Annotated in this window: 21 protein-coding genes; 11 read left to right on the forward strand and 10 right to left on the reverse strand. The window is 64.3% G+C overall.

Features of this window, described 5'->3' with window-relative positions; translation table 11 throughout:
* Positions 1–86: 86 nt before the first annotated feature.
* Positions 87–851: a 16S rRNA (uracil(1498)-N(3))-methyltransferase gene (locus C7435_RS08355; protein WP_121210800.1), complete on the reverse strand. Its 765-nt coding sequence runs from the start codon at positions 849–851 to the stop codon at positions 87–89.
* A gap of 98 nt (positions 852–949) precedes the next feature.
* Between C7435_RS08355 and ubiA the strand changes: the two genes are divergently transcribed.
* The 5 genes from ubiA to C7435_RS08380 all read left to right on the forward strand — a co-directional run bounded on the left by ubiA (position 950) and on the right by C7435_RS08380 (position 7,773).
* Positions 950–1,891, forward strand: a complete 942-nt coding sequence (gene ubiA / locus C7435_RS08360; RefSeq protein WP_121210802.1) for a 4-hydroxybenzoate octaprenyltransferase — start codon at positions 950–952, stop codon at positions 1,889–1,891.
* 70 nt (positions 1,892–1,961) lie between these two features.
* Positions 1,962–3,398, forward strand: a complete 1,437-nt coding sequence (locus C7435_RS08365) for a M16 family metallopeptidase (protein ID WP_233350717.1) — start codon at positions 1,962–1,964, stop codon at positions 3,396–3,398.
* Positions 3,395–4,819 carry a M16 family metallopeptidase gene (locus C7435_RS08370; protein WP_121210806.1) on the forward strand — a complete coding sequence of 475 codons (1,425 nt, stop codon included), beginning with the start codon at positions 3,395–3,397 and terminating at the stop codon, positions 4,817–4,819. Before C7435_RS08365 ends, C7435_RS08370 begins: the two co-directional genes overlap by 4 nt.
* Positions 4,820–4,906: 87 nt before the next feature.
* Complete coding sequence (locus C7435_RS08375) at positions 4,907–6,340, forward strand: M16 family metallopeptidase (RefSeq protein WP_075189098.1); 1,434 nt, start codon at positions 4,907–4,909, stop codon at positions 6,338–6,340.
* Positions 6,341–6,366: 26 nt separating this feature from the next.
* Positions 6,367–7,773 (forward strand): M16 family metallopeptidase, encoded by a 1,407-nt coding sequence (locus C7435_RS08380; RefSeq protein ID WP_075189099.1) that lies wholly within the window; start codon positions 6,367–6,369, stop codon positions 7,771–7,773.
* 57 nt (positions 7,774–7,830) lie between these two features.
* On the opposite strand, the gene C7435_RS08385 is transcribed toward C7435_RS08380, so the two are convergent.
* Complete coding sequence (locus C7435_RS08385) at positions 7,831–8,199, reverse strand: VOC family protein (RefSeq protein WP_075189100.1); 369 nt, start codon at positions 8,197–8,199, stop codon at positions 7,831–7,833.
* A 61-nt stretch (positions 8,200–8,260) separates the two neighbouring features.
* Here C7435_RS08385 and C7435_RS08390 point away from each other — a divergent pair, with 61 nt between their 5' ends.
* The 4 genes from C7435_RS08390 (at position 8,261) to C7435_RS08405 (ending at position 11,739) form a co-directional block, all read left to right on the forward strand.
* Positions 8,261–8,920, forward strand: a complete 660-nt coding sequence (locus C7435_RS08390; protein WP_121210808.1) for a class I SAM-dependent methyltransferase — start codon at positions 8,261–8,263, stop codon at positions 8,918–8,920.
* Positions 8,921–8,959: 39 nt separating this feature from the next.
* Entirely contained in the window at positions 8,960–9,391 is a 432-nt protein-coding gene (locus tag C7435_RS08395; protein WP_075189102.1) for a MarR family winged helix-turn-helix transcriptional regulator, read from the forward strand.
* A gap of 153 nt (positions 9,392–9,544) precedes the next feature.
* Complete coding sequence (locus C7435_RS08400; protein ID WP_083634974.1) at positions 9,545–10,324, forward strand: enoyl-CoA hydratase-related protein; 780 nt, start codon at positions 9,545–9,547, stop codon at positions 10,322–10,324.
* Positions 10,325–10,359: 35 nt separating this feature from the next.
* On the forward strand, positions 10,360–11,739 hold the full coding sequence (locus tag C7435_RS08405) for a serine hydrolase domain-containing protein (RefSeq protein WP_121210810.1): 1,380 nt from the start codon (positions 10,360–10,362) through the stop codon (positions 11,737–11,739).
* 24 nt (positions 11,740–11,763) lie between these two features.
* On the opposite strand, the gene C7435_RS08410 is transcribed toward C7435_RS08405, so the two are convergent.
* On the reverse strand, positions 11,764–12,201 hold the full coding sequence (locus C7435_RS08410) for a BLUF domain-containing protein (protein WP_170150399.1): 438 nt from the start codon (positions 12,199–12,201) through the stop codon (positions 11,764–11,766).
* A gap of 202 nt (positions 12,202–12,403) precedes the next feature.
* Between C7435_RS08410 and C7435_RS08415 the strand changes: the two genes are divergently transcribed.
* Entirely contained in the window at positions 12,404–13,912 is a 1,509-nt protein-coding gene (locus C7435_RS08415; RefSeq protein WP_121210814.1) for a UbiD family decarboxylase, read from the forward strand.
* A gap of 860 nt (positions 13,913–14,772) precedes the next feature.
* On the opposite strand, the gene C7435_RS08420 is transcribed toward C7435_RS08415, so the two are convergent.
* Positions 14,773–15,354 carry an LOG family protein gene (locus C7435_RS08420; RefSeq protein WP_121210815.1) on the reverse strand — a complete coding sequence of 194 codons (582 nt, stop codon included), beginning with the start codon at positions 15,352–15,354 and terminating at the stop codon, positions 14,773–14,775.
* Positions 15,355–15,422: 68 nt separating this feature from the next.
* On the opposite strand from C7435_RS08420, the gene C7435_RS08425 reads away from it, so the two are divergent.
* On the forward strand, positions 15,423–16,529 hold the full coding sequence (locus C7435_RS08425; protein WP_121210817.1) for a PDZ domain-containing protein: 1,107 nt from the start codon (positions 15,423–15,425) through the stop codon (positions 16,527–16,529).
* Here C7435_RS08425 and C7435_RS08430 read toward each other — a convergent pair.
* The 6 genes from C7435_RS08430 to C7435_RS08455 all read right to left on the reverse strand — a co-directional run bounded on the left by C7435_RS08430 (position 16,511) and on the right by C7435_RS08455 (position 23,693).
* Positions 16,511–17,611 carry a threonine aldolase family protein gene (locus C7435_RS08430; RefSeq protein ID WP_121210819.1) on the reverse strand — a complete coding sequence of 367 codons (1,101 nt, stop codon included), beginning with the start codon at positions 17,609–17,611 and terminating at the stop codon, positions 16,511–16,513. The genes C7435_RS08425 and C7435_RS08430 overlap by 19 nt on opposite strands.
* Positions 17,608–17,967 (reverse strand): ArsC/Spx/MgsR family protein, encoded by a 360-nt coding sequence (locus tag C7435_RS08435; protein ID WP_121210821.1) that lies wholly within the window; start codon positions 17,965–17,967, stop codon positions 17,608–17,610. The genes C7435_RS08430 and C7435_RS08435 overlap by 4 nt, the downstream gene beginning before the upstream one ends.
* 31 nt (positions 17,968–17,998) lie before the next feature.
* On the reverse strand, positions 17,999–19,144 hold the full coding sequence (ispG, locus tag C7435_RS08440; protein ID WP_121210823.1) for a flavodoxin-dependent (E)-4-hydroxy-3-methylbut-2-enyl-diphosphate synthase: 1,146 nt from the start codon (positions 19,142–19,144) through the stop codon (positions 17,999–18,001).
* 99 nt (positions 19,145–19,243) lie between these two features.
* Positions 19,244–20,101 carry a helix-turn-helix domain-containing protein gene (locus C7435_RS08445; protein ID WP_170150400.1) on the reverse strand — a complete coding sequence of 286 codons (858 nt, stop codon included), beginning with the start codon at positions 20,099–20,101 and terminating at the stop codon, positions 19,244–19,246.
* An 80-nt stretch (positions 20,102–20,181) separates the two neighbouring features.
* A complete protein-coding gene (gene ptsP, locus C7435_RS08450) occupies positions 20,182–22,473 on the reverse strand; it encodes a phosphoenolpyruvate--protein phosphotransferase (protein ID WP_121210827.1) in 2,292 nt (763 codons plus the stop codon).
* Between the two features lie 2 nt (positions 22,474–22,475).
* Complete coding sequence (locus tag C7435_RS08455) at positions 22,476–23,693, reverse strand: aspartate kinase (RefSeq protein WP_121210828.1); 1,218 nt, start codon at positions 23,691–23,693, stop codon at positions 22,476–22,478.
* Positions 23,694–23,791: the final 98 nt, after the last annotated feature.

A 23,791-nucleotide genomic window follows, 5' to 3' on the forward strand; every position in this document is an offset into this window, starting at 1 on the left:
AAATGTCCGCAACAGATATGGGGGCACTGCGTCTTGAACAAGGGCAAGACGCTGAGATTCACGGCGTTGTGACGCGGCTGGTCCGGCTAACGCCAATCCCCGCAAGCGCTCTGCCAGATCGTCAAAGCTGCAATCGCCGCAGTTTCGGCCCGCAATATCCGCGGCCCAAGCGTCACCGGGATGACGTGATCGAGGGCGCGCAGGCGCTCGCGTTCGGCGGGTGAGAAACCGCCCTCGGGGCCGATCAGGATGGCGGCAGGTCGGCCGCCAACGCCGTCGAGGGCCGTGGCCATCGGCTGGCCGCGACCACGGGCGCCGCCCCAGGCCTCGTCCGCCTCATCCCCGCTCTCGTCACAGAAGATGATCACCCGGTCGGCTGGCCAGGCGTCGAGAACCTGGTCCAGCTTTTCAACATCGCGGATCTCCGGCAGGTCGAGACGTTCGGTCTGCTCGGCGGCCTCCTTGGCGATGGCCTGCAAGCGGTCGAACCTGATGCGGTCGGACTGGGTGCGCGCGGTGGTGACCGGACAGATCGCGGCGACGCCGAGCTCGGTCGCCTTCTCGATAATGAGCTCGGTCTTGGTCCGTTTGACCGGGGCAAAGAGCAGCCAGAGATCGGGCACGCCAAGCTGCGGTCTTGTCTGTTCGCCGACGGTCAATGCCGCCGCCTTTTTCGACGCGTGGGCGATGACTGCCGACCATTCCCCATCCGTGCCATTGAAGACGCGCACAACGTCGCCCTCGCCGCGGCGCATGACATTGATCAGATAATGCGCGTCCTCGCGCGACAGCGGCACGGCAGCGCCGACGCTGAGCGGCACATCGAGGAAAAGGCGGGGATCAGTCGACATGACACCGCTTTGACGGCGCGCACCCGCGACGTCAAGTCCCGCTGCCCGATACGCATTCCCGCCTTGAATTGGCCCTCAGGCTTTGCCAAACACCTTTGATGCAACTGAATTTCGACCGGCGAGTCGCCGACAGCCTGCCAACATCCTGGGTCGACCGCGCGCCGCTGGCGCTGCGTCCCTATCTGCGCCTGGCCCGTTATGACCGGCCGATCGGCTTCTGGCTGCTCGCCTTGCCGTGCTGGATGGGATTGATGCTCGCGCGGATCGGCGACGGCATTGCCGGTTACGACATCTGGCTGGCCGTCCTGTTCGGTATCGGCGCCGTTGCCATGCGCGGCGCCGGCTGCACCTATAACGACATCATCGATCGCGATCTCGACGCCCGCGTCGCCCGCACCGCCGACCGGCCGCTGGCGGCGGGCACGGTGAGCCTGAAACAGGCCTGGGCCTTCCTCGGCGGACAAGCCCTGGTCGGCCTGATCGTCTTGGTGCAATTACCACTGATCGCCATTTTGGTCGGCCTCGCCTCGCTGCTGCTGGTCGCCGCCTATCCGTTCATGAAACGCATCACCTGGTGGCCGCAGGCCTGGCTCGGCCTGACCTTCAACTGGGGCGTCCCGGTCGCCTATACCGCCGCCACCGGGCGGATCGATCCGGCCATGATCGTGCTCTATGTCGCCTGCGTCTTCTGGACGCTGGGTTATGACACGATCTATGCCCACCAGGACTCCGAGGACGACGCCTTGGTCGGTGTAAAATCGACCGCCCGCCTGTTCGGCGAAAGCTCGCAATACTGGGTCGCCGGCTTTTACGGCACCCACGCCATCCTGGTCGCACTGGCAATCTGGCTGAGCCAGGCCTCGCCCTGGATCGTCATCCCCTTCACCCTCTACACCGCCCACCTGTTCAACCAGGTGCGTCGGCTCGACATCGAGGATGGCGCGCGCTGCCTGGCCCTGTTCAAGGCCAATCGGACGACCGGCCTGCTGCTGGTTGCAACCTTTGCGACCGGCGCCCTGTTGACCGGATTAGCGATTTGACGTCAGGCCGGTGCGCTGGCTTGATGAAAGCGTGCGGCCCCGGGCGGCATAATCGTTCAGGATTCGTGTCATGATATCAGCGTTTCGCAGCCTCGCCGGGTTCGCCCTCCTCCTCTGTGCCGGCCTGTGTGCCAGCCTGTGTGTCGCTCCCGTCATGGCCCAGCCCGCCACCGATGACGGGTTGCACATTCCGCTGCGCTATGAGCGGCTGGACAATGGCCTGCGGGTGGTCCTGGCCGAGGATCACACCGTGCCGACCGCGACCGTGGCCGTCTATTACGGCGTCGGCTACCGCAATGAACCGCGCGGCATGACCGGCTTTGCCCACCTGTTCGAACATCTTTTCTTCGCCGGGTCGGACAATCTGCCGGAACCGGTCTTCTACTACTATATCTCCAATATGGGCGGCATCGCCAACGGCTCGACGCGACTGGATTTCACCAATTATTTCGGCGTGGTGCCGGCCAATGCCCTGGATGCCTATCTGTGGGCCGAGGCCGACCGGATGGCAACGCCGACGATCAACCTCCAGAACTTCCAGCGCGAGCGCGATGTCGTGCGCAACGAGATTTTCGTCAATGTCATCAACCAGCCCTATGGCGACTGGACCTGGATCGACCTGCCGATGGTGGCCAATGAAAATTGGCACAATGCGCATAATTTCTACGGCGATCTGAGCGATCTCGACGCGGCCACAGTCGCTGACGCGCGCGCCTTCTTCGAACAGTATTACACCCCGCGCAACGCGGTGCTGGTGGTGGCTGGCAGTTTCGACAGCGATGACACGCTGGCCACGATCAACCGCTTTTTCGGTGACATTCCGGCCGGGCCGGACCTGCCGGACATCGACGTGTCGGAACCCCCGCAGCGGGCTGAAAAGCACAGCGTGATGACCGACCCGCTGGCCACCCTGCCGGGCCTTGCCATCGCCTACCACATGCCCGAACGCGGCACGCCGGAATATTTCGCGATGATCCTGATCGACCAGATCCTGGTTCGCGGCGGCAATGCCCGCCTGCGCCGGCGGCTGGTCGATGATCTGGGCTATGGCACCGCTGTCAGCGGCGGCATCAACCTGTTGGGCAATGTGTTCAACTATGACGGACCGATGTTGTGGACGGCCAGCATCATCCATGATGACGCCATCGCGCCGGATGCGGTGCTCGGCGAGTTCGACACGGTGATCGAGGCATTGCGCCAGGAACCCGTCAGCGCCGAAACCCTGGCCAGCGCCCGCAGCAAATTCCTGACCGAATTCTATTCCCAGCTCGACTATTCCACCCGCTTCGGCGTGGTCGACCTACTCGCCAGCTTTGCCCTGTTCGACGATGATCCGGGCCGCATCAACCGGATCGAGGACGGGTTCGAGCAAGTCACACCTGACCTGATCCTCGAGACGGCCCGGACCTGGCTGCGACCGGAAAACCGCACCGTGCTGGAACTCGTGCCCGGCGACGGGCGTCCGGTCGCCGCGTCGGCACGATCAGCTGAGGAGGCCGGACAATGATCGGTTCCCGAACCTTCCGCACGACGGCCCTTGCCCTGCTGACCGGCTGGCTGGCCGTGACCGGCATCGCGGCCGCACAGGTCCCGGGCCGTGGTGCCACACCGCCGGCGCCGGGCGCGCCACTGCCGTTTGAGCTGCCTGACACCCAGACTCTGGAGCTGGAGAACGGGCTCACCGTCACTTTCGTACCCTGGGGCATGACACCGACCATGGATGTGATCGTCTCGGTCCGGGCCGGCAATATTGATGATGGCCAGCAGACCTGGATTGCCGACCTCACCGGCGCCATGATCGACCAGGGCTTTGCCGGTCTCGACCAGGCCGGGATCGCCGACCGTTTCGCCGCCATGGGCGGCTCGCTCAACACCAGCGTCACCCAGTCCTCGACCCTGGTCGGTGCCTATGTGCTGGCCGAACATGGTGAAACCGCGCTTCATCTGATCGCCGACGCGGTCCGCCGGCCGGACTTTCCCGCAGAGGCGCTGGACCGGGTCCGCTCCGGATTGTCGCGTGATATTGAACTGCGGCGCTCCGAGCCCGGCACGATGGCGTTCGCAACCGCCTTCCATTCGCTTTTCCCGGACGGCCATCCCTATCATTTGGCCCTGCCGCTCCCGGGCCAGGTCGATACCTATTCGATCGAGGATGTCCGGGCCTTCCACGCCGCCCATTTCAGCGCCGGACGCACCCATCTCTACATCGCCGGCCGCTTTGACACGGTGCGCATGGAAGCGGCCGTGCGCGACGCTTTTGGAGACTGGGCACGCGGCCCGGCCGATACGGCCCCGCAAGCCATCCCGGCACGCGGCCCGGTCGTACATCTCGTCGACCGTCCCGGATCGGTTCAAACCACGGTACACCTCGTCTATCCGGTCGGTGCCATCACCTCCAAGGATGCCACCGCGATCACCGTGATGGACGCGGCGCTCGGCGGCGCCATTGCCTCCAGCATGCGCGAGGCCGGCTGGTCCTATTCGCCGGCCAGCTTCGTGCAGTGGACACGCGGTGGCGGCATGTGGACCTATACCGATGATATCGACGCGCCGCGCACGGTCCTCGCCCTGACGACGGTGTTCGGCACCATTGCCTCGCTGCGCAATGATGTCTGGAATACCGAGAGCACGCGCCGCTGGCTGGCCAGCCTGTTCGTGATGTCCTCCGGCTCTTCCTATGGCTTGTTGGAAAACCTGGCCCTGCGCGACGGGTTCGGCTTGGCGCATGACTATCTCGACCAGCGCGTTCCCGCCCTGATGGGCGTCACCGACCGCGAAGTTGGCGCCGTCGCCGGCGCCTATCTGCGCGATGACCGTTTCACGCTGGTCATTGTCGGCGATCTGGACCGGTTCGAGAGGGATCTGCGGGCCATGCCGTCCCTGCGCCAGGCTGATATCCGGCGCCATGAGGCCGTCCCGACAGATTAAAACTTGGTCATCATGGTTTGACCCGCCGACCGCCGGGCGCTTTGATAGTCCATCAGAGCGACTCTTGCAGTCTTGAGCGGGGATATCATGAATTTTTACAAAAACTTGGCGACTGGAGCCAGCATTCTCCTGCTGGCCGCCTGCCAACCGGCCGGCGTGCCGGACGAGACGGCAACACCCGATACGCCCCGTGACACCGCCGCGGCAGAGTCCGCATTGTCGACCGAGTTCACGGTCGATGTCAGCTATCACCAGCTGGACAATGGCCTGCGCGTTGTTTTGTCCGAAGACGACAGCGTGCCGACCGCCACCGTGGCCGTCTATTACGGCGTCGGTTTCCGCAATGAGCCGCGCGGCCGCACCGGTTTCGCGCACCTGTTCGAACACCTCATGTTCGCCGGCTCGGAAAACCTGCCACACGGCGCCTTCGACACGCTGATCTACGGCAATGGCGGCGTAAACAACGGCTCCACTCGCTACGACTTCACCAACTATTATGAAGTCGTGCCGTCCAACGCCCTCAATGCCGTCTTGTGGGCCGAGGCCGACCGCATGCGCGCGCCCAATCTCGATGAGAGCCAGCTCGACAATCAGCGCGAGGTCGTGCGCAACGAGGTCTTCGTCAATGTCATCAACCAGCCCTATGGCGGCTGGATCTGGATCGACCTGCCGATGGCCGCCAATGAGAACTGGCACAATTCGCACAATTTCTATGGCGATCTGACCGATCTCGACGCCGCCAGCCTGGACGACGCGCAAGCTTTCTTCGACCAGTTCTACGCGCCCAATAATGCCGTCCTCGTGGTCGCCGGCGCGATCGACAAGGACGCGACACTGGCCATGATCGAGGACTTGTTCAGCGCCATCCCGGCCGGCGATGCCCTGCCCGAAATCGACACTTCGGAACCGCGTCAGGAAGAAGAAAAATTCGCGGTCCGCGAAGACGATCTGGCCAACCAGCCGGCCCTCGCGGTCGGCTATCACATGCCGGAACGCGGCACACCGGAATACTATGCCATGATCCTGATCGACCAATTGCTGGTCCAGGGCGATGACAGTCGCCTCAACCAGTCACTGGTCAATGAGGAAGGCTTTGCCTCCGGGGTCTTCGGCGGCATCAACCTGCTGGGCAATGCCTTCAACTATAACGGCCCGATGCTGTGGACAGTCGGCATGATCCACGACAGCGAGTTCACGGTCTCCGACGTCATGACCTCGCTGGACGCGACCGTTGAAGGTGTCCGCACCGAGCTGGTCAGCGAAGCTGATGTCGAACGCGCCCGCACGAAGCTGCTTTCGGATTTTTACGGCACCGTCGATACAGCCACCCGCTTCGGCCTCGTCGATCTTCTGGCCTCCTTCGCGATGTTTGATGACGATCCGAGCCGCATCAACCGCATCACCGAAGGCTTTGAACAAGTGACGCCCGAACTGATCCGCGCCACGGCCCAGGAATATCTGCGTCCGAGCAACCGCACCGTGCTTGAAGTCCGCCTTGCGGACGAAGACGGTTCAGAATGATCAGGCCCCCGGAAGGAATGAGACAGATGAGCATCCGAATTTTCCAGGCGGCCCTGACAGCTGCCAGCCTTGCCCTCCTGCCCGGCCTTGCCGGAGCCCAGGTCAGCGAACAGCCACCGATCGGCGACCCCGTCCCGTTTGAACTGCCGGAAACCACCGGCTTCACGCTCGATAACGGGCTGGAAGTGACCTTCATCCCGTTTGGCCTCGCGCCCACGGTGAATATCTCCCTGCAGGTCCGCGCCGCCAATATCGATGATGGCAGCCAGACTTTCCTCGCCGACCTGACCGGCGCCATGCTGGAGGAGGGTTCGGCCGGGCGCTCATCCGACGTGATCGCCACCGAGATTGCCGCCATGGGCGGTGCGCTCAATGTCGGGGTCGGGCGCCACACCACCAATATCAGCACCGGTGTACTCAGCCAGTACGGCCCCGATGCGGTGGCCCTTCTGGCCGACCTCGCCCTGCGCCCGAATTTCGACGACAGCGAGTTCGAACGGGTGCGGGCCAATCTGGTCCGCGATGTCGATGTCCAGCGGGCCCAGCCCGGCTCCATCGCCACCGAGGCCTATGCCCGCATCCTGTTCGGACCCGACCACCCCTATGGCAATACCCTGCCGGGCGAAGAACAATTGCGTGGCTATGAGCTGAGCGATGTCCAGGCCTTCTACGCAACCAATTACGGCGCCGGTCGTGCGCGGCTCTATGTTGCCGGCCATTTCGATGCGGCGGCCATGGAAGCGGCGATCCGCGACGCCTTCGGCGCTTGGGCCACGGGTGATGCCGATGCGGCGGCCGGCGCTCCGGCCAGCGGGGGTCCGATTGTCCAGCTGATTGACCGGCCCGGCGCACCGCAGACCACCATCCGCCTTGGCTTCCCTGCCATGGCGATCGGCGCCGACGATGCGCCGGCAATGACGGTGATGAACGCCCTGCTGGGCGGCTCCTTCACCTCGCGCCTGACCCGCAATCTGCGCGAGGACAAGGGCTATACCTATTCGCCGGGTTCCGGCGTGACCTGGACGATGGAGGGAGGCTATTGGACCTTCAATGCCGACGTCACGGCGGCCGACACGGCCGCCGCCCTGCGTGAGACCTTTGGCGAGATCACGCGCCTGCAAAGCGAAACGCCGCCGGCCGATGAGGCCGACGGCATGCGCAACTGGCTGGCCGGCATTTTCATCCTGCAAAACGCCTCGACAGGTGGTCTGATCGGTCAGCTCGGCCAGCGCGACCTCTACGGCTTGCCGGATGATTATCTCGACCAATATGTGCCGAACATCCTGGCCGTCAGCGATGAGGATATCTCGCGCATGGCCCGGGACTACCTGCCCCTCGACCAGATGGTGCTGGTCCTCGTCGGTGATCTGGCGGTGATCGGTGATGATGTCCGCGCTTTGCCGGAAGTCGCCGCTGCGGAAGTGCGGGAGTAGGGAGAGACGCTAATCGGCCCTTCCCCATGACATGGGGAAGGGCGTGTCTGAGGCTCCCTACTCAATATTCTGCGCAAACAAGATCCGGTGACCGTCCGGAGTGCGAACACCAAACTCGCGCATGCCCCAGGGCTGATCGGAGAGCCGGTGGATGATGTCGACCCCGGGGCCCTTGATTTCGTCGTGGAACGCCTTGACGTCCTCCAGCTCGACATAGGCGAAGAATTGGTGGTCGCCGAGTTGCGCCGGCGGAATGGCATCCTCACAATGACCAATCCGCAGATAGCAATTATCGCGGCGCAGGAAGGCCCAGCCTTCGACCCGCAGCCAATGCTCGAAACCGAGTTTTTCCACCCACCAGCGAGCGGTGGCTTCAAGGTCGTTGACGGCCAGTACATAGGTTGATCGCGTCACACGTGTCGTCATGGCTTGCTCCTTTGGCCCGAGCCGCCTACCGGATGGTCTGGCCATACTGACAGGAAGCGCCATGTCCGCCAGCCCCCGACTCGATGATCCCCACGCCTTCATCCGCGCCCACACCGCGTTGATGGCGCCGCCATTGGTGCCGGAAGTGACGCTGCATCTCGCCGTCGAGACGGTGGCGATCTGGGAACAGACCGAGGAAGCGCTGGGCGAGATGGGCCTGCCGCCGCCGTTTTGGGCCTTTGCCTGGGCCGGCGGACAGGCGCTGGCGCGCTATTGTCTCGACAATCCGGACATCGTCGCCGGCAAGCGCGTGCTGGATTTTGCCGCCGGCGGCGCGGTGTCGGGGATTGCCGCCATGAAGGCCGGCGCCGCAGCAGTCGAGGCCTGCGAGCTGGATACTTTCGCCATCGCGGCAATCGAGACCAATGCCCGGGCCAACGGCGTGGCGCTGACCACACGGCTGGGCGATCTGGTCGGCACGGATGATGGCTGGGATGTGGTGCTGGCCGGCGACGTCTTCTACGAGGCCGGATCGGCGCGTATGATCGGTGGCTGGCTGGAAGCGCTCAATGCCCGCGGCGCGACCGTGCTGATCGGCGATCCCGGTCGTTCCTTCCTGCCCCAGGACAAGCTGGAGCGGCTAGCTGAATACACCGTCCCGGTCACAAGGGACCTGGAAGACCGCGAAGTCAGGCAGGCCAAGGTCTGGAAATACCGCTGACGCTCCCCTCGCCCGCAGAATCAAATCACTATCGCTGTCATGGCCCGCGCTCGCGCCGTTGACCGGCGATTATTCCTGCTGCTCGAGATTGCCGCCCGGAAGCTCAACCGGGACGCCGATGCACGCCTGAAGTCGGTCGCCGGCGTGACCTCGGCCCAGGCCGCCGTGCTCTTCCTGCTGGCCCGTCGTGGCGAGCGCCGGATGGGCGATATCGGCGAGACCCTGTCGCTCAACCCGCCGGCCGTGACCGGCCTCGTCAACCGGATGGACGCGCTCGGCTTGGTCACCAAGACCGCCTCGACAACCGACAAACGGTCCTCGGTCGTCTCGCTGACCGAAAAAGGCCGCGCCCTCGGTGATACGGCGGATCATATCCTGCGCGATTTCAACGGTGAGCTGGAAAGCCGGCTCGGCGAAGATGATGCCGACATGCTGCACCGCGTTCTGACCCGTCTCGCCGTCAATATCTGAATGCCGGATCTGTATGGTCGCCATGCGGCTCGGGTGACGTTTACGTCAACTGATTCACGGTGTTCAACGCCTGTACTTTTGCTCTAGGCTCCCGCGAACCCAACAAGCCCGCCGACAAATACGAGCGGGAAAACCATCATGAGGGAGGCTCGCGTGAGCGAACTGGTTCTGGTCGAAACCGCGGATCGCATCCGCACCATCCGCTTCAATCGTCCGGCGAAGAAAAACGCCCTCACCCAGGACATGTATGCCGCCGCCGCCGAGGCGCTGGAAGCAGCCGACACCGATCCGTCGGTCCGGGTCAGCATCATCACCGGTGCCGAGGGCGTGTTCACCGCCGGCAATGACATTGTCGATTTCACCCAGCGTCCGCCGGATTTCAACGAGCAGCATGATACGCCGCCGGTTCGCCGCTTCATGATGGCATTGCTGAACGCGCAAAAGCCCGTTGTGGCGGCCGTTGACGGTCTCGCGATCGGGATCGGCGTGACCATGCTTCTGCATTGCGACCTCGTCGTCGCCTCGAGCCGCGCCATCTTCAAGACGCCTTTCGTCGATCTGGCCCTGGCGCCGGAATTCGCCTCATCCCAGCTCATGCCGCGCATTTTCGGCCATGCCGTCGCCGCCGAACTCCTGCTGCTCGGCGAGACCTGGGATGCGACACGCGCCCGCGAGACCGGCCTGGTCAATCGCGTTACCGAGCCGGACAAGATGGACGAAACGGCCCGCTTCATGGCCGCCATCCTCGCCGCCAAGGCGCCGACCTCGCTGAAAGCCTCCAAGGCGCTGATGCGTCAGCCAGCCGAGAGCATTGAGGCCCGCATGGACCGTGAGAACGCGATCTTCGCCTCGCAATTGCAATCGCCGGAATTTGCCGAGGCGGCGGCCGCCTTCCTGGAACGCCGCGCACCGGATTTCGACAAGCTGGGCTGACGCGCCGGGCAACGGGACAGGACTTGGGGGAATTCATGACCAAGCGCATCATACTGGGCGGCGTCGCCGCGCTCATCGCCGGCGGGCTTGTCGCCCTCAACCTGTCGCCGCTGGGCCGGATCTACCTGCCAGCCGGCACCGGCATCGTTGCCAAACAGGTCTGCTCGCAAACCTTTGTCGCCGGGCTCGATCCGGACCACGCCAAGACGATCTATATCGACCCTTTGCTTGGCGCCGCGGCCGGCCTGATCAGCCATGATCTCGACCGCGAGGCGGGCGAGGTGCGCGCTTCCGTCTTCGGCCTGTTCTGGCAACAACGTGCGGTCTGGCGCGACGGGCTGGGCTGTACGCTGGTCCATGGCGGGCACGACTTCGATCGCGAGCTGAGCGTGCCGCTGACGCAGGATTTCATCCCGCTGGAACTGGATACCGCCCATCGCGACGCAAATTTCGACACCGCCGCGCTCGACACCGTCATCGCCGCCGCCTTCGACGCGCCGGGTGAGGGTTTCCGCAATACGCTCGGCGTCGCCGTACTTCACCAGGGCCGCCTCGTCGCCGAACACTACGCACCCGGCGCCAGTCGCGAGACCCGCTTCCATGGCTGGTCGATGACCAAGAGCGCCGTCACCACGCTGGCCGGCATGCTCGAACAGGACGGGCTGATCGACACCGAGGCACACGGCCAGGTGCCGGCCCTGTCTGCGGTCGATCCGGCCTATGAGGATGTCACGATCGAGGACTTGCTGCGCATGTCCGGTGGCTTTGCCATCGCCGAGCTCAATGACGGTTTCGATCCCAATTCCGACATGCTGATGACCCGGTCCGACATGCCGCTTTTCGCCGCCACGCGGGAACGGCTGCACGGCCCCGGCGAGCATTGGCAATACATGAGCGGCAATACGATCATGGCGACCGACGCCCTGCAGCGTCAGCTTGGCGACAGCCTGCCGGAACAGGTCCGTGCCCTGCGCGCCCGCCTGTTCGAACCGCTGGGCATTCATTCGGCCATCATGGAGCCGGACGAGACCGGGCATTTCCAGGGCTCGTCCTATCTCTACGCCACCGCCCATGACTGGGCCCGGCTGGCGCAGCTCTATCTTGATGACGGCGTGGTCGGTGAACGCCGGCTGCTGCCCGAAGACTGGACCGAGCGGGTCAGCACCCCGACCGAAGGGTCGAACGGGCTTTATGGCATGGGATTCTGGTTGCCCGAAGACTATGTCAACCTGCCCGAGGGCACCTACATGATGCGTGGTTTCCAGTCGCAGCTCGGCATCATCATGCCGAATGAAGACCTGGTCGTGGTGCGCTTCGGCGCCACCAATGGCGGCCCGTCGGGCAGCTATGACCTCGCTGCCGGCGTCGCGGCTGCCCTGGTCAATGCCGGCAACCCGCATGATCAGGACATGTAACATCCACGCCGGTCCGGCAAGCCTCTAGGCCGCAACACAGAGCGGCGGCGTTGCCGCCAATGCGCCCTGCATCAGAACCGCCCGGACATGCTGGCCGACCGCAAACGGGCCGGCCCGCTTCTCGATGACGGCTGCAACCAGCGACGCATTGCCGGTTACATCATCGGCCGTTGCGACCGACCATGTCGCGTAGGTCCGGTGCAGAACGGGGATGAATTCCAGAACCTGAAGCTGATCAAGGCGCGGATCCCGTTCAGCGCGGCTGTGCCGGTCACACAAGGCGGCGCTCTCCCCTTCCAGAACCTCGAGCAACACGCCGGAATCGGCCACCAACCCGCCCGTCAGCCCGTTCTCGACACTGGTCTGCAGGCAATTGGCCGCCAGGGATCCAAATTCACCATTGAGCGCGCCGGGGCCGATATCGAGTTGCGACCGCGCCGCGAGGACCATTCTGTGCAGCATGTGCATGTCCGTTCCAGATCAGGGATGCCGCCGTCTAAACGCCAACACTGAAACTTGGTTCAATCCTTTGCGCCGCATTTGCCGCGAATTTGGTTCAAATTTTCGCAACCCGACCCAAGCGCCTGCACCTGCGACGGAAAGCGGGCTGGACTTTCAGCAGCGAAGTTGCAGTTTCGGATGCCCAACAAGCCGGAACCGACACATGGCCTATAAATCGCTCCGCGAATTCATCGATCAACTGGAAGCCGAGGGCGATCTGGTCCGCGTCACCACGCCGGTCTCGACCGAGCTGGAAATGACCGAGATCCACAAGCGCACCTTGCATGCGGGCGGGCCGGCCATCCTGTTTGAAAATGTCATCAATGAGCGCGGCGAAAAGAGCGAAATGCCCTGCCTGGTCAACCTGTTCGGCACGGTCAAACGGGTCGCCCAGGCGGTCACGCTGGGCGGACAGGCGCGCACCACGGGTGAGGAATTGCGCGAGGTTGGCGAGTTGCTCGCCTTCCTGCGCCAGCCGGAACCGCCGCGCGGTCTCAAGGAAGCCGCCGAGCTGCTGCCCCTGGCCAAGACCGTGATGTCGATGCGGCCGAAGACCGTGAAAAAGGCGCCCTGTCAGGACGTGGTCCTGACAGGTGACGATATCGATCTCGATCGGCTGCCGATCCAGACCTGCTGGCCCGGCGAACCGGCGCCGCTGATCACCTGGCCGCTGGTCGTCACCAAGGGCCCGTCCGACGACAAGCAGGATGATTTCAATCTCGGCATCTACCGCATGCAAAAGCTCGGCAAGGACCGCACCCTGATGCGCTGGCTCAAGCATCGCGGCGGCGCCCAGCATTATCAGCGCTGGAAGGATAGCAAGCCCGACCCGCTGCCCGCCGCCGTCGTGCTGGGTGCCGATCCCGGCACCATACTGGCCGCCGTCACGCCCATCCCCGACACGCTGTCGGAATACCAGTTCGCCGGCATTCTGCGCGGCAAGAAGGCCGAGCTGGTCGATTGCAAGACCATCCCGCTGAAAGTCCCCGCCGAAGCCGAGATCATCCTGGAAGGCCATGTCCTGCTGGATGAGTACGGCCCGGAAGGCCCCTATGGCGACCACACCGGCTATTATAATTCCGTCGAGCATTTTCCGGTGTTCCGGATCAGCGCGATCACCATGCGCAAGGACCCGATCTATCTGACCACCTATACCGGCCGCCCGCCGGACGAGCCGTCGGTGCTGGGCGAAGCGCTCAACGAGGTCTTCATCCCGCTTTTGCAGCAGCAATTCCCGGAAATCCTCGATTTCTGGCTGCCGCCCGAGGGCTGCTCCTACCGCATCGCCGTTATCTCGATGAAGAAGGCCTATGCCGGCCACGCCAAGCGCGTGATGATGGGCGCCTGGTCCTTCCTCAGACAATTCATGTACACCAAATGGATCATCGTCGTCGACGCCGACATCGACGCGCGCGACTGGAAAGACGTGATGTGGGCCGTCTCGACCCGCATGGACCCGGCCCGCGACATCGTCACCGTCGAAAACACCCCCATCGACTATCTCGACTTCGCCTCCCCGGTCTCCGGCCTCGGCTCCAAGATCGGCCTGGATGCCACCAACAAGACGGGCCATGAAACGACGCGGGAATGGGGCGAAAAGCTGGACATGGACGATGCCACGAAGGCGCGGGTCGATGCGATCTGGGGGGAGTTGGGGATTGAGCTGGGCTGACTTCCATCGCCTCTCGCTTGTCATCCCGGGCGGAGCCCTGCGTCCGGGATGACGGACTATCGCGATTGGAAAAAAACACCGCCCTCGCTTCTCCCCGACCGGGGAGAAGTGGCCCGCAGGGCCGATGAGGGGCGGCGCGTCAGCGCCCACTAAAGACTTTCTCTGGCGCCGCTTCGCGGCGCGCCCCTCACCCCCTGCGCGCTGCCGCGCTCCGGGACCTCTCCCCGGCCGGGGAGAGGCGGGTTATCCCTGTTGTGCACCCTTCCTTCTCCCTTGGGAGAAGGTGCCGCGAAGCGGCGGATGAGGGGGATTCCTTCTGCAGTCACCGGGACTTACCCCTCACCCTGGCCCTCTCCCCGGGGAGAGGGAAAGCGTTCCGCGCTAAAAAAATCACAAAACTTGTCCCCGCCCGTCAAACCTGGCGGATAATCCCCCTGTCCCGCGCTACTCGAGGCCCGGATTGGTGATCCGGGGGCGTTGGGAGTACGGAGCTCGTCCGGTTGCCTGGAAACACCGCCAGACCAACCCGGCGTGGCCATCGGCAGGACGGCGGCACAAAGCTCGACCGTTTGTTCCTGTCGGTTTCGAGACGGGACCCGCAAGGGACCTGACCAAATCTCCGTGTGCGAGGTGCCCCCGGCGCCACCCACAAAACTTACATAGCTAGGCACCGGCAAGGCACCTCGCACCCCTCAACTGCTCATACCGCCAGGTGGAAACGCCATGGCGCGGACGGGCTTGTCACCCATCCTTCAACTCATGACAGAGGAACCGCCATGCAAGGTCGTCTCCCTGACCGCATATCCGGGAATTCCGCATCGGCGCTCACGCGCCGCCGGCCGGTCAGGGAGGCGCTTGGCTCAGGTCTGGCCGGTCTTGATCCGGACATCAGCGGGCGGGGCCTGATAGCGCTCGAAGGCGTCGAGCAGGGTCGTGACCCGGTCCGAGACGAACAGGGCGCCGCGGTGCTCGGGAGACAGGAAACCCTGGGCGGTCATCTTGTCGAGGAAGGCGACGAGCTCGTCATAATAGCCGTTGACGTTCAGCAGGCCGACCGGATGGCGATGCTGGCCAAGCTGGGCCCAGGTCCAGATCTCGAACAATTCCTCCATCGTGCCGATGCCGCCGGGCATGGCGATGAAGCCTTCGGACAAGCGCACCATCTTGGCCTTGCGGGCATGCATGGATTTGACGACGTGCAGCGCCGTCAGCTCCATATGGGCGATTTCCTTGAGGGCAAGGAATTCCGGTATCACGCCGATCACCCGGCCGCCGGCGGCGAGTGTGGCGTCGGCGATCCGGCCCATCAGCCCAACCCGGCCGCCGCCATAGACCAGTTCGATCCCGCGCAGGGCCATGACCTCGCCGAGACGGTCGGCGGCCGCGAGAAAGGCCGGGTCCTGGCCGGCATTGGAGCCGCAATAGACGCAAATCGATTTCATGGCGAACCCAATGGTTTGGAAACGAACGAGCAGGCCTTATCCTGCCGGCCCATCGTCTGGAGGCAAGCATGAAACAGGTCGCAGCCCTGATAGTCGCGCTGCTGGTAGTCGGCAAGGCACAGGCCCAGATCACGACGCCGATCGTGCTGCCATCGCAGATGTGCCGCGGCTATTTCTTTGTGCCGGTGACGCTGGCGGTACGCGATGGCGAGACGACCGAAGCGCGGACACTCTGGTTCCTCTACGACACCGGCGCCTCGGCTAGTTATGTCGATCCCGACAGTCTCGAGCGCGTGTCGGGGCAGCGACTGGCGAGCGGTGTCCGCGCCAGTTTCGGCGAGGTCACGACCGGCACCCTGCGCCTGAATGGCTTGCGGGCACGGGTCCGCGATCTCGACCACCTGTCGATCGCGCTGGGCCGGGAGATTGACGGCATCCTGGAATTCGACGCCTTCGAGGACGTCTTGCTGACACTCGACTATGCCGCCAGCGAGATGCGAGTGGTTTCCGGCGAATTGCCGCGGCCGGACAATGTCACCATTTTCGACGCTGACGGCCCCGATATGCGCCCCTGGATCCCGGTCGGTTTTCCCGGCGGCGAGCGACGGCGGCTGCTGATCGACAGCGGCGCGGCGCTGAGTTCGGTCGTCCTGCGCAATATCGCGCGCTACGACACGGTTGAACCGCCGCGCGCAACCGGCGCCTCGGTCCGGTTCTCGGTCGTCGAACCCCGGTCTTCCGCGCGGATGAGCGGAGGTTTGCGGATCGGTGATCATGAGCTGGAACAACCGGTTATCCAGTCCACACCCGAGACCGAATTGATCGGCGGCGCGGTGATGCGGCATTTCAGCTGGACCTTCGACCAGCGCCGCGAACGGGTGCAGGTGCTGCGCAATGACCCGTCCGTGCCGATCACGTTTGAACCCATGGTCACGCACGGCCTGGTCCTGGTGCCCGAGGATGACGGCATGCGCGTCGCCACCGTGATCGCCAATTCACCGGCATCGGATGCCGGGGTCGAAACCGGCGATTTCATCACTCATTTCAACGGCAACGAGATGCGCACACGCAGCTGCGATCTCGAAGGCGAGCCACCGACCACGCTCGACCTCGACCTGATCCGCAACGGCGAAGCGATGGCGCTGCGGCTGACCCTCTACGCGCTGGTCGACTGAGCCTGGCAAACATGCGCCGCCATGACCCGGATCGCGGCGATGATGCGGGCCGGATCGGCGTCATGGGCGCGCTCACCAATGGTGATTTCAAGCGCCGGGACAGGATCCCTCTCGAAATGCCAGAAACGGTTGCCGAGCCAGACACCGGTCGCCTCGGCGGCCGCATCACGCGCCGCTTCGGCGGCTGTGACATCACAATCGAGGCGGACATGCATCATGTTCACCAGCGGCGGGTTCGGCGTGAGGCTCAGCCCATCCACCTCGCCAACGCCTGCGGCGATTTCCCGGGCGCGCTCGACAAAGGCCGGCAGCTTGCCGAGGCGGAGATCCAGCGCCCGCAGGGCGTCGGGCACCATCGGCCAAGCCGAAACCAGGCGGCCGCCCATCCGCGCCAGCCAGGTTTTCGCGGCGTCGATGAAGTCGCTGTCGCCAGCAAGCACCGCCCCGCCGGAAGCGCCGAGATCCTTGTAGAAGGAGACATAGACCGAGGCGAAACCATCGCAGATTTCCGGCCAGTCACGCCCCGGCCAAGCCGAAGGCAGACCCCAGATCCGGGCCCCATCCATGTGCAGCGGAATACCCGCAGAGGCGGCGCGGGCCTTGAGCGCGACCAGCCCGTCCCAGTCCGGCAGGGCACCGCCATTATGACGCTGCGGCAGTTCAACAAAGGCGCAACCCGCCACCGCCGGCAGATCATCAGCCCGCAAGGGCCGCGACCAATCGCCGATTTCAAGCGGAGTCAGGCCATGCAAATGGATGTGACCCTCTTCCTCGTGCAGGGCCAGGTGTGAGGTTGGGTGCAGGGCGAGTCGGGCGTCGTCACTGGCCGCGCAATGCAGCCGTGCCGCGACGCCCTGCGCCATCGTGCCGGTCGGGAACCAAGCCGCCGCCGGCTTGCCCAAGAGCTCGGCCATGCGTGCTTCCAGGCGCGCCACGCTGTCGCCGGTCAGATAGGCTTCCGGCCCCAGACCTTCGCTGCGCATCCAGCGGGCGACCGCTTCCAGGCGGTCGGCCGGATCGCCATCATGATGAAAGGGAAAGCCGAGATCGAGGTCGCAGCGCGCTTTCAACGCCGCATTCATTCCGCGGCGCCGGCCAGCAAACCATTCAGGCTGTCAGCAGACCAGCCGACTGTCACAAGTGTGCCTGCTTCGATCACCGGACGCTTGATCAGGGTGGGATGGGCAATCAACACGCCGGCGGGATCCTCGACCGCGATCTCGCGGTCTTCCTCGGACATGTTGCGCCAGGTTGTGGAACGCGTATTCATCAGCGCCTTGGCGCCAACGGCATCAAGCCAATCCGGCACTTTCACGACCAGGTCGACATCCTCGCGAATATCATTGAACTGATGCCCCAGACCGGCTTCGTCCAAGGCCTGGACAGCCTTCTTGCAGCTGTCGCAATTCTTCAGTCCGTAAACCGCCAATCCCGTCACATTCCACTCCCCCAACTGTCACCGCCACTGATTACTCGGCGGCTTCCACACTGTCACGTTCCGCCCGCAATTCCGCGGCACGCGTTTCAACCATGTCAACAATATGCTCGACCATCTCCTCATTGGAGACATTGTGGTCGGGACGGCCGGACACATACATCTTGCCGCGCCCGGCGCCGCCGCCGGTAAAGCCAAGATCGGTCATCAGGGCCTCGCCGGGACCGTTCACCACACATCCAATGATCGACAGGGAGATCGGTTCCGAAATATGCGCCAGACGGGCTTCCAGCGTCTCGACCGTGCGGATGACGTCAAAACCCTGACGGGCGCAGGACGGGCAGGCGATGATATTGACACCGCGGGTCCGCAGGCCGAGCGATTTGAGGATGTCGAAACCGACCTTGACCTCTTCCTCCGGTTCCGCCGACAGCGAGACCCGGATCGTGTCACCGATCCCGGCCCACAACATCGAACCGATGCCGATCGAGGATTTCACCGTGCCAATCCGCGTGCCGCCAGCCTCGGTCACGCCCAGATGCAGCGGCGCATCGGTGGCTTCCGACAGGGACTGGTAGGCCGCCACGGTGAGAAAAGGATCGGAGGCCTTCACCGAAATCTTGTAGTCGCGAAAATCGAGGTCATCGAGAATGCGGGCATGGTCCAGCGCGCTCTCGACCATCGCCTCGGGACAGGGTTCGCCGTATTTTTCCAGCAGGTGGCGCTCCAGTGAGCCGGCATTGACGCCGACGCGGATGGCACAGCCATGGTCACGGGCCGCCTGGACGACATCGCGAACCCGGTCCATCGAACCGATATTGCCCGGATTGATACGCAGGCAGGCGGCGCCCGCCTCGGCCGCCTCGATGCCACGTTTGTAGTGAAAGTGGATGTCAGCGATCAGCGGCACATTGGCGGCCTTGGCGATCGTCTTGAAAGCCGCCGTCGAATCCTCGTCCGGACAGGAGACCCGCACCAGATCGACACCCGCCTCTTCACAGCGCCGGATCTGGTCGATCGTGGCACCGGCATCAGAGGTCGGCGTGTTGGTCATGGTCTGGACGCTGATCGGGGCATCGCCGCCAACCTCGAGCGGACCGACCATGATCTTGCGGCTCTTGCGGCGCTCGATCATCCGCCAGGGGCGGACGCTGCGCGGATCGGAGCTGGTTTGCGACATCGACACTCTCCCGTCACGGCATCGCCCTGTAACGGCACGCCGGGAATATGGAGTGGATATAGCGAGTCTGTGGCGGCTGCGCGACCGGGGTGCGGCAAATTACTGCGGCTGGACGTCGTCCACATCAGCCTCAGCCATCACCGGCAGATTTTCCACCGGCATGCCGGCATCCCCCAGCAGGCCGACCCTCTCGCCATCGCGTTCGATCTCGATGGCGCCGGCATTGGCCGCCGAGACGGTAAGGCCCGGTTCCAGTGCCCGATAAACCTCGCCGACCGCAAGCTCCCGCGAAAACAGGATGCGACCGGATGCATCGCGCACTTCCAGCCAGGTCGGCAGGACGGCCCGCATCACGACCTGCCCGGAGGCCGCCGCAGCGTCACCAAGTGGCAGATCGGTCCAGATATCATCAACATTGACCGCAACACGGCCGGTTTCGAAATCGGCCCGCGCCCAGTCCGGCGCCGCATCCGGCGGCGAAGGCATATTGGTCAGGGCGCCGCCACCGGCAAATTCCTCGGAATACCACCAGGCTGCGCCGGCCACCGCGGCAAGGATCAACAGAGCGCCAAAGGCGCCGCGCGGCAGCTTGATCGGCTCGCGCGTCTTGGTCGCGGCAGTCGGCTGGGCACGCCCGGTCTCGGTATCGACCTCGCGCTTGAACTGGTCGACCATACCGCTGGCATCAAGGTGCAGGAAATTGGCATAGGTGCGCAGATAGCCGATCGCATAGGCCCGCGCCGGCAGGCCACGCGGATCCATGGTTTCCAGCGCTTCGAGATAGTCGGCACGGACGCGGGTGCGCTCGGCTGCCTGTGACAGGGTGAGATGAAGTTTCTGGCGGGCGTCGCGCAAGCGTTCACCGGCAGACAAGTGGACGTATCCGACGCCGTCATCGGAATAGACCGCGTCAACGGGAACAAAGTCCGCACTGGGCGTCTGACTCACCATCACCATACCGCCGCTCATCCTTGCCGGAGCGATCGTCACTCACAACGCGTCTGAAAAGGAAAAATCCTTAACGCGGCGCCATAAGATCAAATCCCACGTCCATTTTCAATGGCCTCGCGAGGCAGTCCGGCGTTTTCTCCCGCCTCGATGAGGAGGGGACGCAGGCTGTCCACGGGCTTGTCGAGATGCTTCGCAAGCCAGGTGCCAAGTTTGCCGGCATCGAGTCCGGAGACGAGTTTCTTGATCGGTCCGATATTGCCCGATGCCATGGAAAGACTTTGATAACCAAGCCCGATCAGGACTGCAGCCTCGAGCGGTTTGGCGGCAATTTCACCGCAGACCGAGACCGGCGTATCGTGTTTAGCGCACAGGTCGCGGACATGTTTGAGCAGGTTCAGGGCAGCCGGAGCGAGCACATCGTACCGTTCCGAGACACGCGTATTCTGTCGATCCGCCGCGTAAAAATACTGCATCAAATCATTGGCACCGACCGAAACGAAGTCGACATCGTCGAGCGCATACTGCAGCGCCCAAGCCATGCCCGGGGTTTCCAGCATGATGCCGCAGCGAACCTCGGACGGCAGGTCATGGCCCGATTGCGTCGCGTGCCGCAATTCCTTGTTGAGCATCTCCCGCGCCGCCCGCGCCTCCCACGGCGCCGCGATCATCGGGAACATGACATTCAACGGTCGACCGGCCGCCGCCAGGATCAGGGCGCGCAGCTGATAGCGCAGCAGGCCGGGACGATCGAGGCCCATCCGGATGGCCCGCCAGCCCAGCGCCGGATTGGGTTCGATGGTCGAGGGGGCAAAGGGCGCCACCTTGTCACCGCCCAGATCGAGCGTGCGGAAAATGACCGGCTTGTCGCCCGAGGCATCGAGCACCGATTTGTAGACCGCCGCCTGGGCCGACAGGCGCGGCAGGGTCTCGGCAACCATGAACTGGAATTCGGTGCGGAACAGGCCGACCCCGTCGGCGCCGGTCTCGTCCAGGGCGGTCAGCTCGATCAGCAGGCCGGCATTCATGTGCAGTCCGATCCGCTGGCCATCGGCCGTCACCGACGGGCCGCGCAGCTCGGCATAGGACAGGCGTCGCTCCGACAGCGCCGCGACCCGAACCTCGTAAGTCTCGACCACATCCTGCTCGGGTCGGATATGGAGTACACCGAACTCACCGTCCAGGATGACCGGGTCGCCATTCTCGGCCCGATCGAGCGCACCCTCCAGGCGGCCGACCAGCGGAATGCCCAACGCTTTGGCAACAATGGCCGCGTGCGAGGACGCCGAGCCTTCCTCCAGGGCGATACCCTTGAGCTTGGTCCGATCAAAATCCAGCAGTTCGGCCGGGCCGATATTGCGGGCGATGATGATGGCATTGTCCGGCAGTTCCAGCGCTGCGCCGACACCGTCGAGATGACGCAGGAGCCGATTGGCGAGATCTTCCAGATCGTGCAACCGCTCGCGAAAGAGCGGATCGGACGCCTTCATCAGACGGGCGCGGTTTTCGTTTCGGACCCGTTCAACGGCGGCTTCAGCGGTCAGGCCGCGGCGCACCGCTTCCAGCAAGCGTTCCAGCCAACCCCGATCATGGGCGAACATGCGATAGGCCTGCAACACATCGCGCGTCGGCCCGCCAAAGGGAATGCGACCGCCTTCCAGCATTTCGTCGATCGAGCTGCGCAGCGAGGTGATCGCCGCATCAAGACGTTTTTCCTCGCTCGCCGGATCGTCGGCAATCAGGCGCGTCGATTCAACATGCGGCTCGAACAGGACGGCCACGCCCTGCGCCACACCGCCGGAATAGGCCCCGCCCTGGAAGCGTTCGGGGCGTGACTGACGGACATCAAGGCCGGCCATTTCCTCGGAATCGAGAATGTCGCCGGAGGCAACAATTTCGGCCAGCACCATGGCGACCGTCTGCAAGGTCTCGATCTCGTCACCGGCAACCTGGCGCTCGACCGAGGTCTGGGCCGTCAGCACACCGACCATGCGACCGCCGCGCAGGATCGGCACGCCGACAAAGGTGTCGAACGGTTCCTCACCGGTTTCCGGCTTGTAGGAGAAGGACGGGTGAGCCCGTGCATTGGAGGTCGCCAGCGGCCGCGCCCGGCGCGCCACCAGGCCGACAAGACCTTCGCCCGGCTGCAGGCGGACCGAATGCACGGCCTCGCGCTTCAGGCCGTAGGTCGCACACAATTCCAGCGCGTTGGACTGGCGCGACAGATAGATCGAGCAGACATCCCAGCCGGCCTCTTCCGCGATCAGCGCGGTGAGGTGATCGAGACGCGCCTGCGCATTCTCCTGCACCGCCATGAGCAGACGCATGCGCTTGAGGAGATTGCGGGGATCCCGGGCCGGTTTTGTCGTCATGTCTTCCATGCCTACACCTGATCCAAACCATAGGCCGCATGCAAGGCCCGCACAGCGCGCTCGACCGCATCATTCTCGATCAGCGCCGAGATCTTGATCTCGGACGTGGCGAGGACCTTCACCGTGATATCGTGATCGCCCAGCACCGCAAACAGCGAGCGGGCGACATCGGCGCGTTGACGCAGGCCGGCGCCCACCACCGATACTTTTGCCAATCCGGTCTCGGTCGAGATCCGCACGCCGGTCATGGCCTCTTCCAACGCCGCCTGCGCGCGATCAAGATCACGGTGAGCGACGGAAAATTCCAGGGCCACCATGCCGGGCTGGCGGGCATGGGCCTGTACGATCATGTCGACCCCGACCTCGGCCTCCGCCAGCCGCGCGAAGCAGCGGGCCGCCATGTCGGACCGGTTGGAGGCGCCATGCAAGGCGATCCGGGCCTGATCCCTGGCATAGGCAACGCCGGACACCAGGCGGCGTTCCGCGATATCATTCTCGGCCACCACGTCGGTGCCCTGGCTTTTTCCGGCTTCGAGGAAGGACGATAACACACGCATCGGCACAGACCGCGCCTTGGCGAATTCGACCGAGCGGGTCTGCAGGACCTTGGCGCCCTGGGCTGCCAGTTCCAGCATCTCGTCATGACTGATTGCATCGAGCCGTTTGGCGCCCGGCTCGATACGCGGATCGGTGGTGTAGACGCCGTCGACATCGGTGTAGATATCGCAGCGAGCATTGAGTGCCGCCGCCAGCGCCGCCGCTGAAAGATCCGTCCCGCCCCGCCCCAGCGTGCGCACGTCGCCGGTCTCGGTGATGCCTTGAAAACCGGCCACGACCGGGATGATGCCGGCCGCGATGGCAGCCTCCAGCACCGCCGCGTCCAGGCCGGCGATGCGCGATGCGCCAGGCGGACCGTCGGTAATCACCGGCAATTGCCAGCCCAGGAAGGATTGCGCTTTCAGGCCGCGTTCACGCAGGGCCAGTGCCATCAGCGCCGACGAGACCTGCTCACCGGCTGCCAGGGCCACATCGGTCTCGCGATCGCCCAGCCCGCTGCCGAAAGCGTCGGCGAGGCCCAGGATACGGTCGGTTTCACCGGCCATGGCAGAGACCACGACGGTCATGGTTTCACCGCGTGACGCCGCATCAGCAACCAATCCGGCCGCGTGCCGGATGCGCTCGACCGTTCCGACCGAGGTGCCGCCAAATTTCGCCACGACTCGCGTCATGCTGCCTGTCCCTTGCGCTTCCCCTGTGAGCCGGTGGCGAGCATAACGTCGCACCGGTCTCGATTAGGCGCACCGTTGGGGCCATATTAGGGCTGAAG

This window comes from Maricaulis maris (genome assembly GCF_003634045.1).
GTDB classification, from domain to species: domain Bacteria; phylum Pseudomonadota; class Alphaproteobacteria; order Caulobacterales; family Maricaulaceae; genus Maricaulis; species Maricaulis maris.

Excerpts from the sequence above, each read along its gene's own strand:
- C7435_RS08355 (WP_121210800.1), bottom strand. The coding sequence starts at position 851 with ATGTCGACTGATCCCCGCCTTTTCCTCGATGTGCCGCTCAGCGTCGGC.
- ubiA (WP_121210802.1), top strand. The coding sequence starts at position 950 with ATGCAACTGAATTTCGACCGGCGAGTCGCCGACAGCCTGCCAACATCC.
- C7435_RS08365 (WP_233350717.1), top strand. The coding sequence starts at position 1,962 with ATGATATCAGCGTTTCGCAGCCTCGCCGGGTTCGCCCTCCTCCTCTGT.
- C7435_RS08370 (WP_121210806.1), top strand. The coding sequence starts at position 3,395 with ATGATCGGTTCCCGAACCTTCCGCACGACGGCCCTTGCCCTGCTGACC.
- C7435_RS08375 (WP_075189098.1), top strand. The coding sequence starts at position 4,907 with ATGAATTTTTACAAAAACTTGGCGACTGGAGCCAGCATTCTCCTGCTG.
- C7435_RS08380 (WP_075189099.1), top strand. The coding sequence starts at position 6,367 with ATGAGCATCCGAATTTTCCAGGCGGCCCTGACAGCTGCCAGCCTTGCC.
- C7435_RS08385 (WP_075189100.1), bottom strand. The coding sequence starts at position 8,199 with ATGACGACACGTGTGACGCGATCAACCTATGTACTGGCCGTCAACGAC.
- C7435_RS08390 (WP_121210808.1), top strand. The coding sequence starts at position 8,261 with ATGTCCGCCAGCCCCCGACTCGATGATCCCCACGCCTTCATCCGCGCC.
- C7435_RS08395 (WP_075189102.1), top strand. The coding sequence starts at position 8,960 with ATGGCCCGCGCTCGCGCCGTTGACCGGCGATTATTCCTGCTGCTCGAG.
- C7435_RS08405 (WP_121210810.1), top strand. The coding sequence starts at position 10,360 with ATGACCAAGCGCATCATACTGGGCGGCGTCGCCGCGCTCATCGCCGGC.
- C7435_RS08410 (WP_170150399.1), bottom strand. The coding sequence starts at position 12,201 with ATGCTGCACAGAATGGTCCTCGCGGCGCGGTCGCAACTCGATATCGGC.
- C7435_RS08415 (WP_121210814.1), top strand. The coding sequence starts at position 12,404 with ATGGCCTATAAATCGCTCCGCGAATTCATCGATCAACTGGAAGCCGAG.
- C7435_RS08420 (WP_121210815.1), bottom strand. The coding sequence starts at position 15,354 with ATGAAATCGATTTGCGTCTATTGCGGCTCCAATGCCGGCCAGGACCCG.
- C7435_RS08425 (WP_121210817.1), top strand. The coding sequence starts at position 15,423 with ATGAAACAGGTCGCAGCCCTGATAGTCGCGCTGCTGGTAGTCGGCAAG.
- C7435_RS08430 (WP_121210819.1), bottom strand. The coding sequence starts at position 17,611 with ATGAATGCGGCGTTGAAAGCGCGCTGCGACCTCGATCTCGGCTTTCCC.
- ispG (WP_121210823.1), bottom strand. The coding sequence starts at position 19,144 with ATGTCGCAAACCAGCTCCGATCCGCGCAGCGTCCGCCCCTGGCGGATG.
- C7435_RS08445 (WP_170150400.1), bottom strand. The coding sequence starts at position 20,101 with ATGGTGATGGTGAGTCAGACGCCCAGTGCGGACTTTGTTCCCGTTGAC.
- ptsP (WP_121210827.1), bottom strand. The coding sequence starts at position 22,473 with ATGGAAGACATGACGACAAAACCGGCCCGGGATCCCCGCAATCTCCTC.
- C7435_RS08455 (WP_121210828.1), bottom strand. The coding sequence starts at position 23,693 with ATGACGCGAGTCGTGGCGAAATTTGGCGGCACCTCGGTCGGAACGGTC.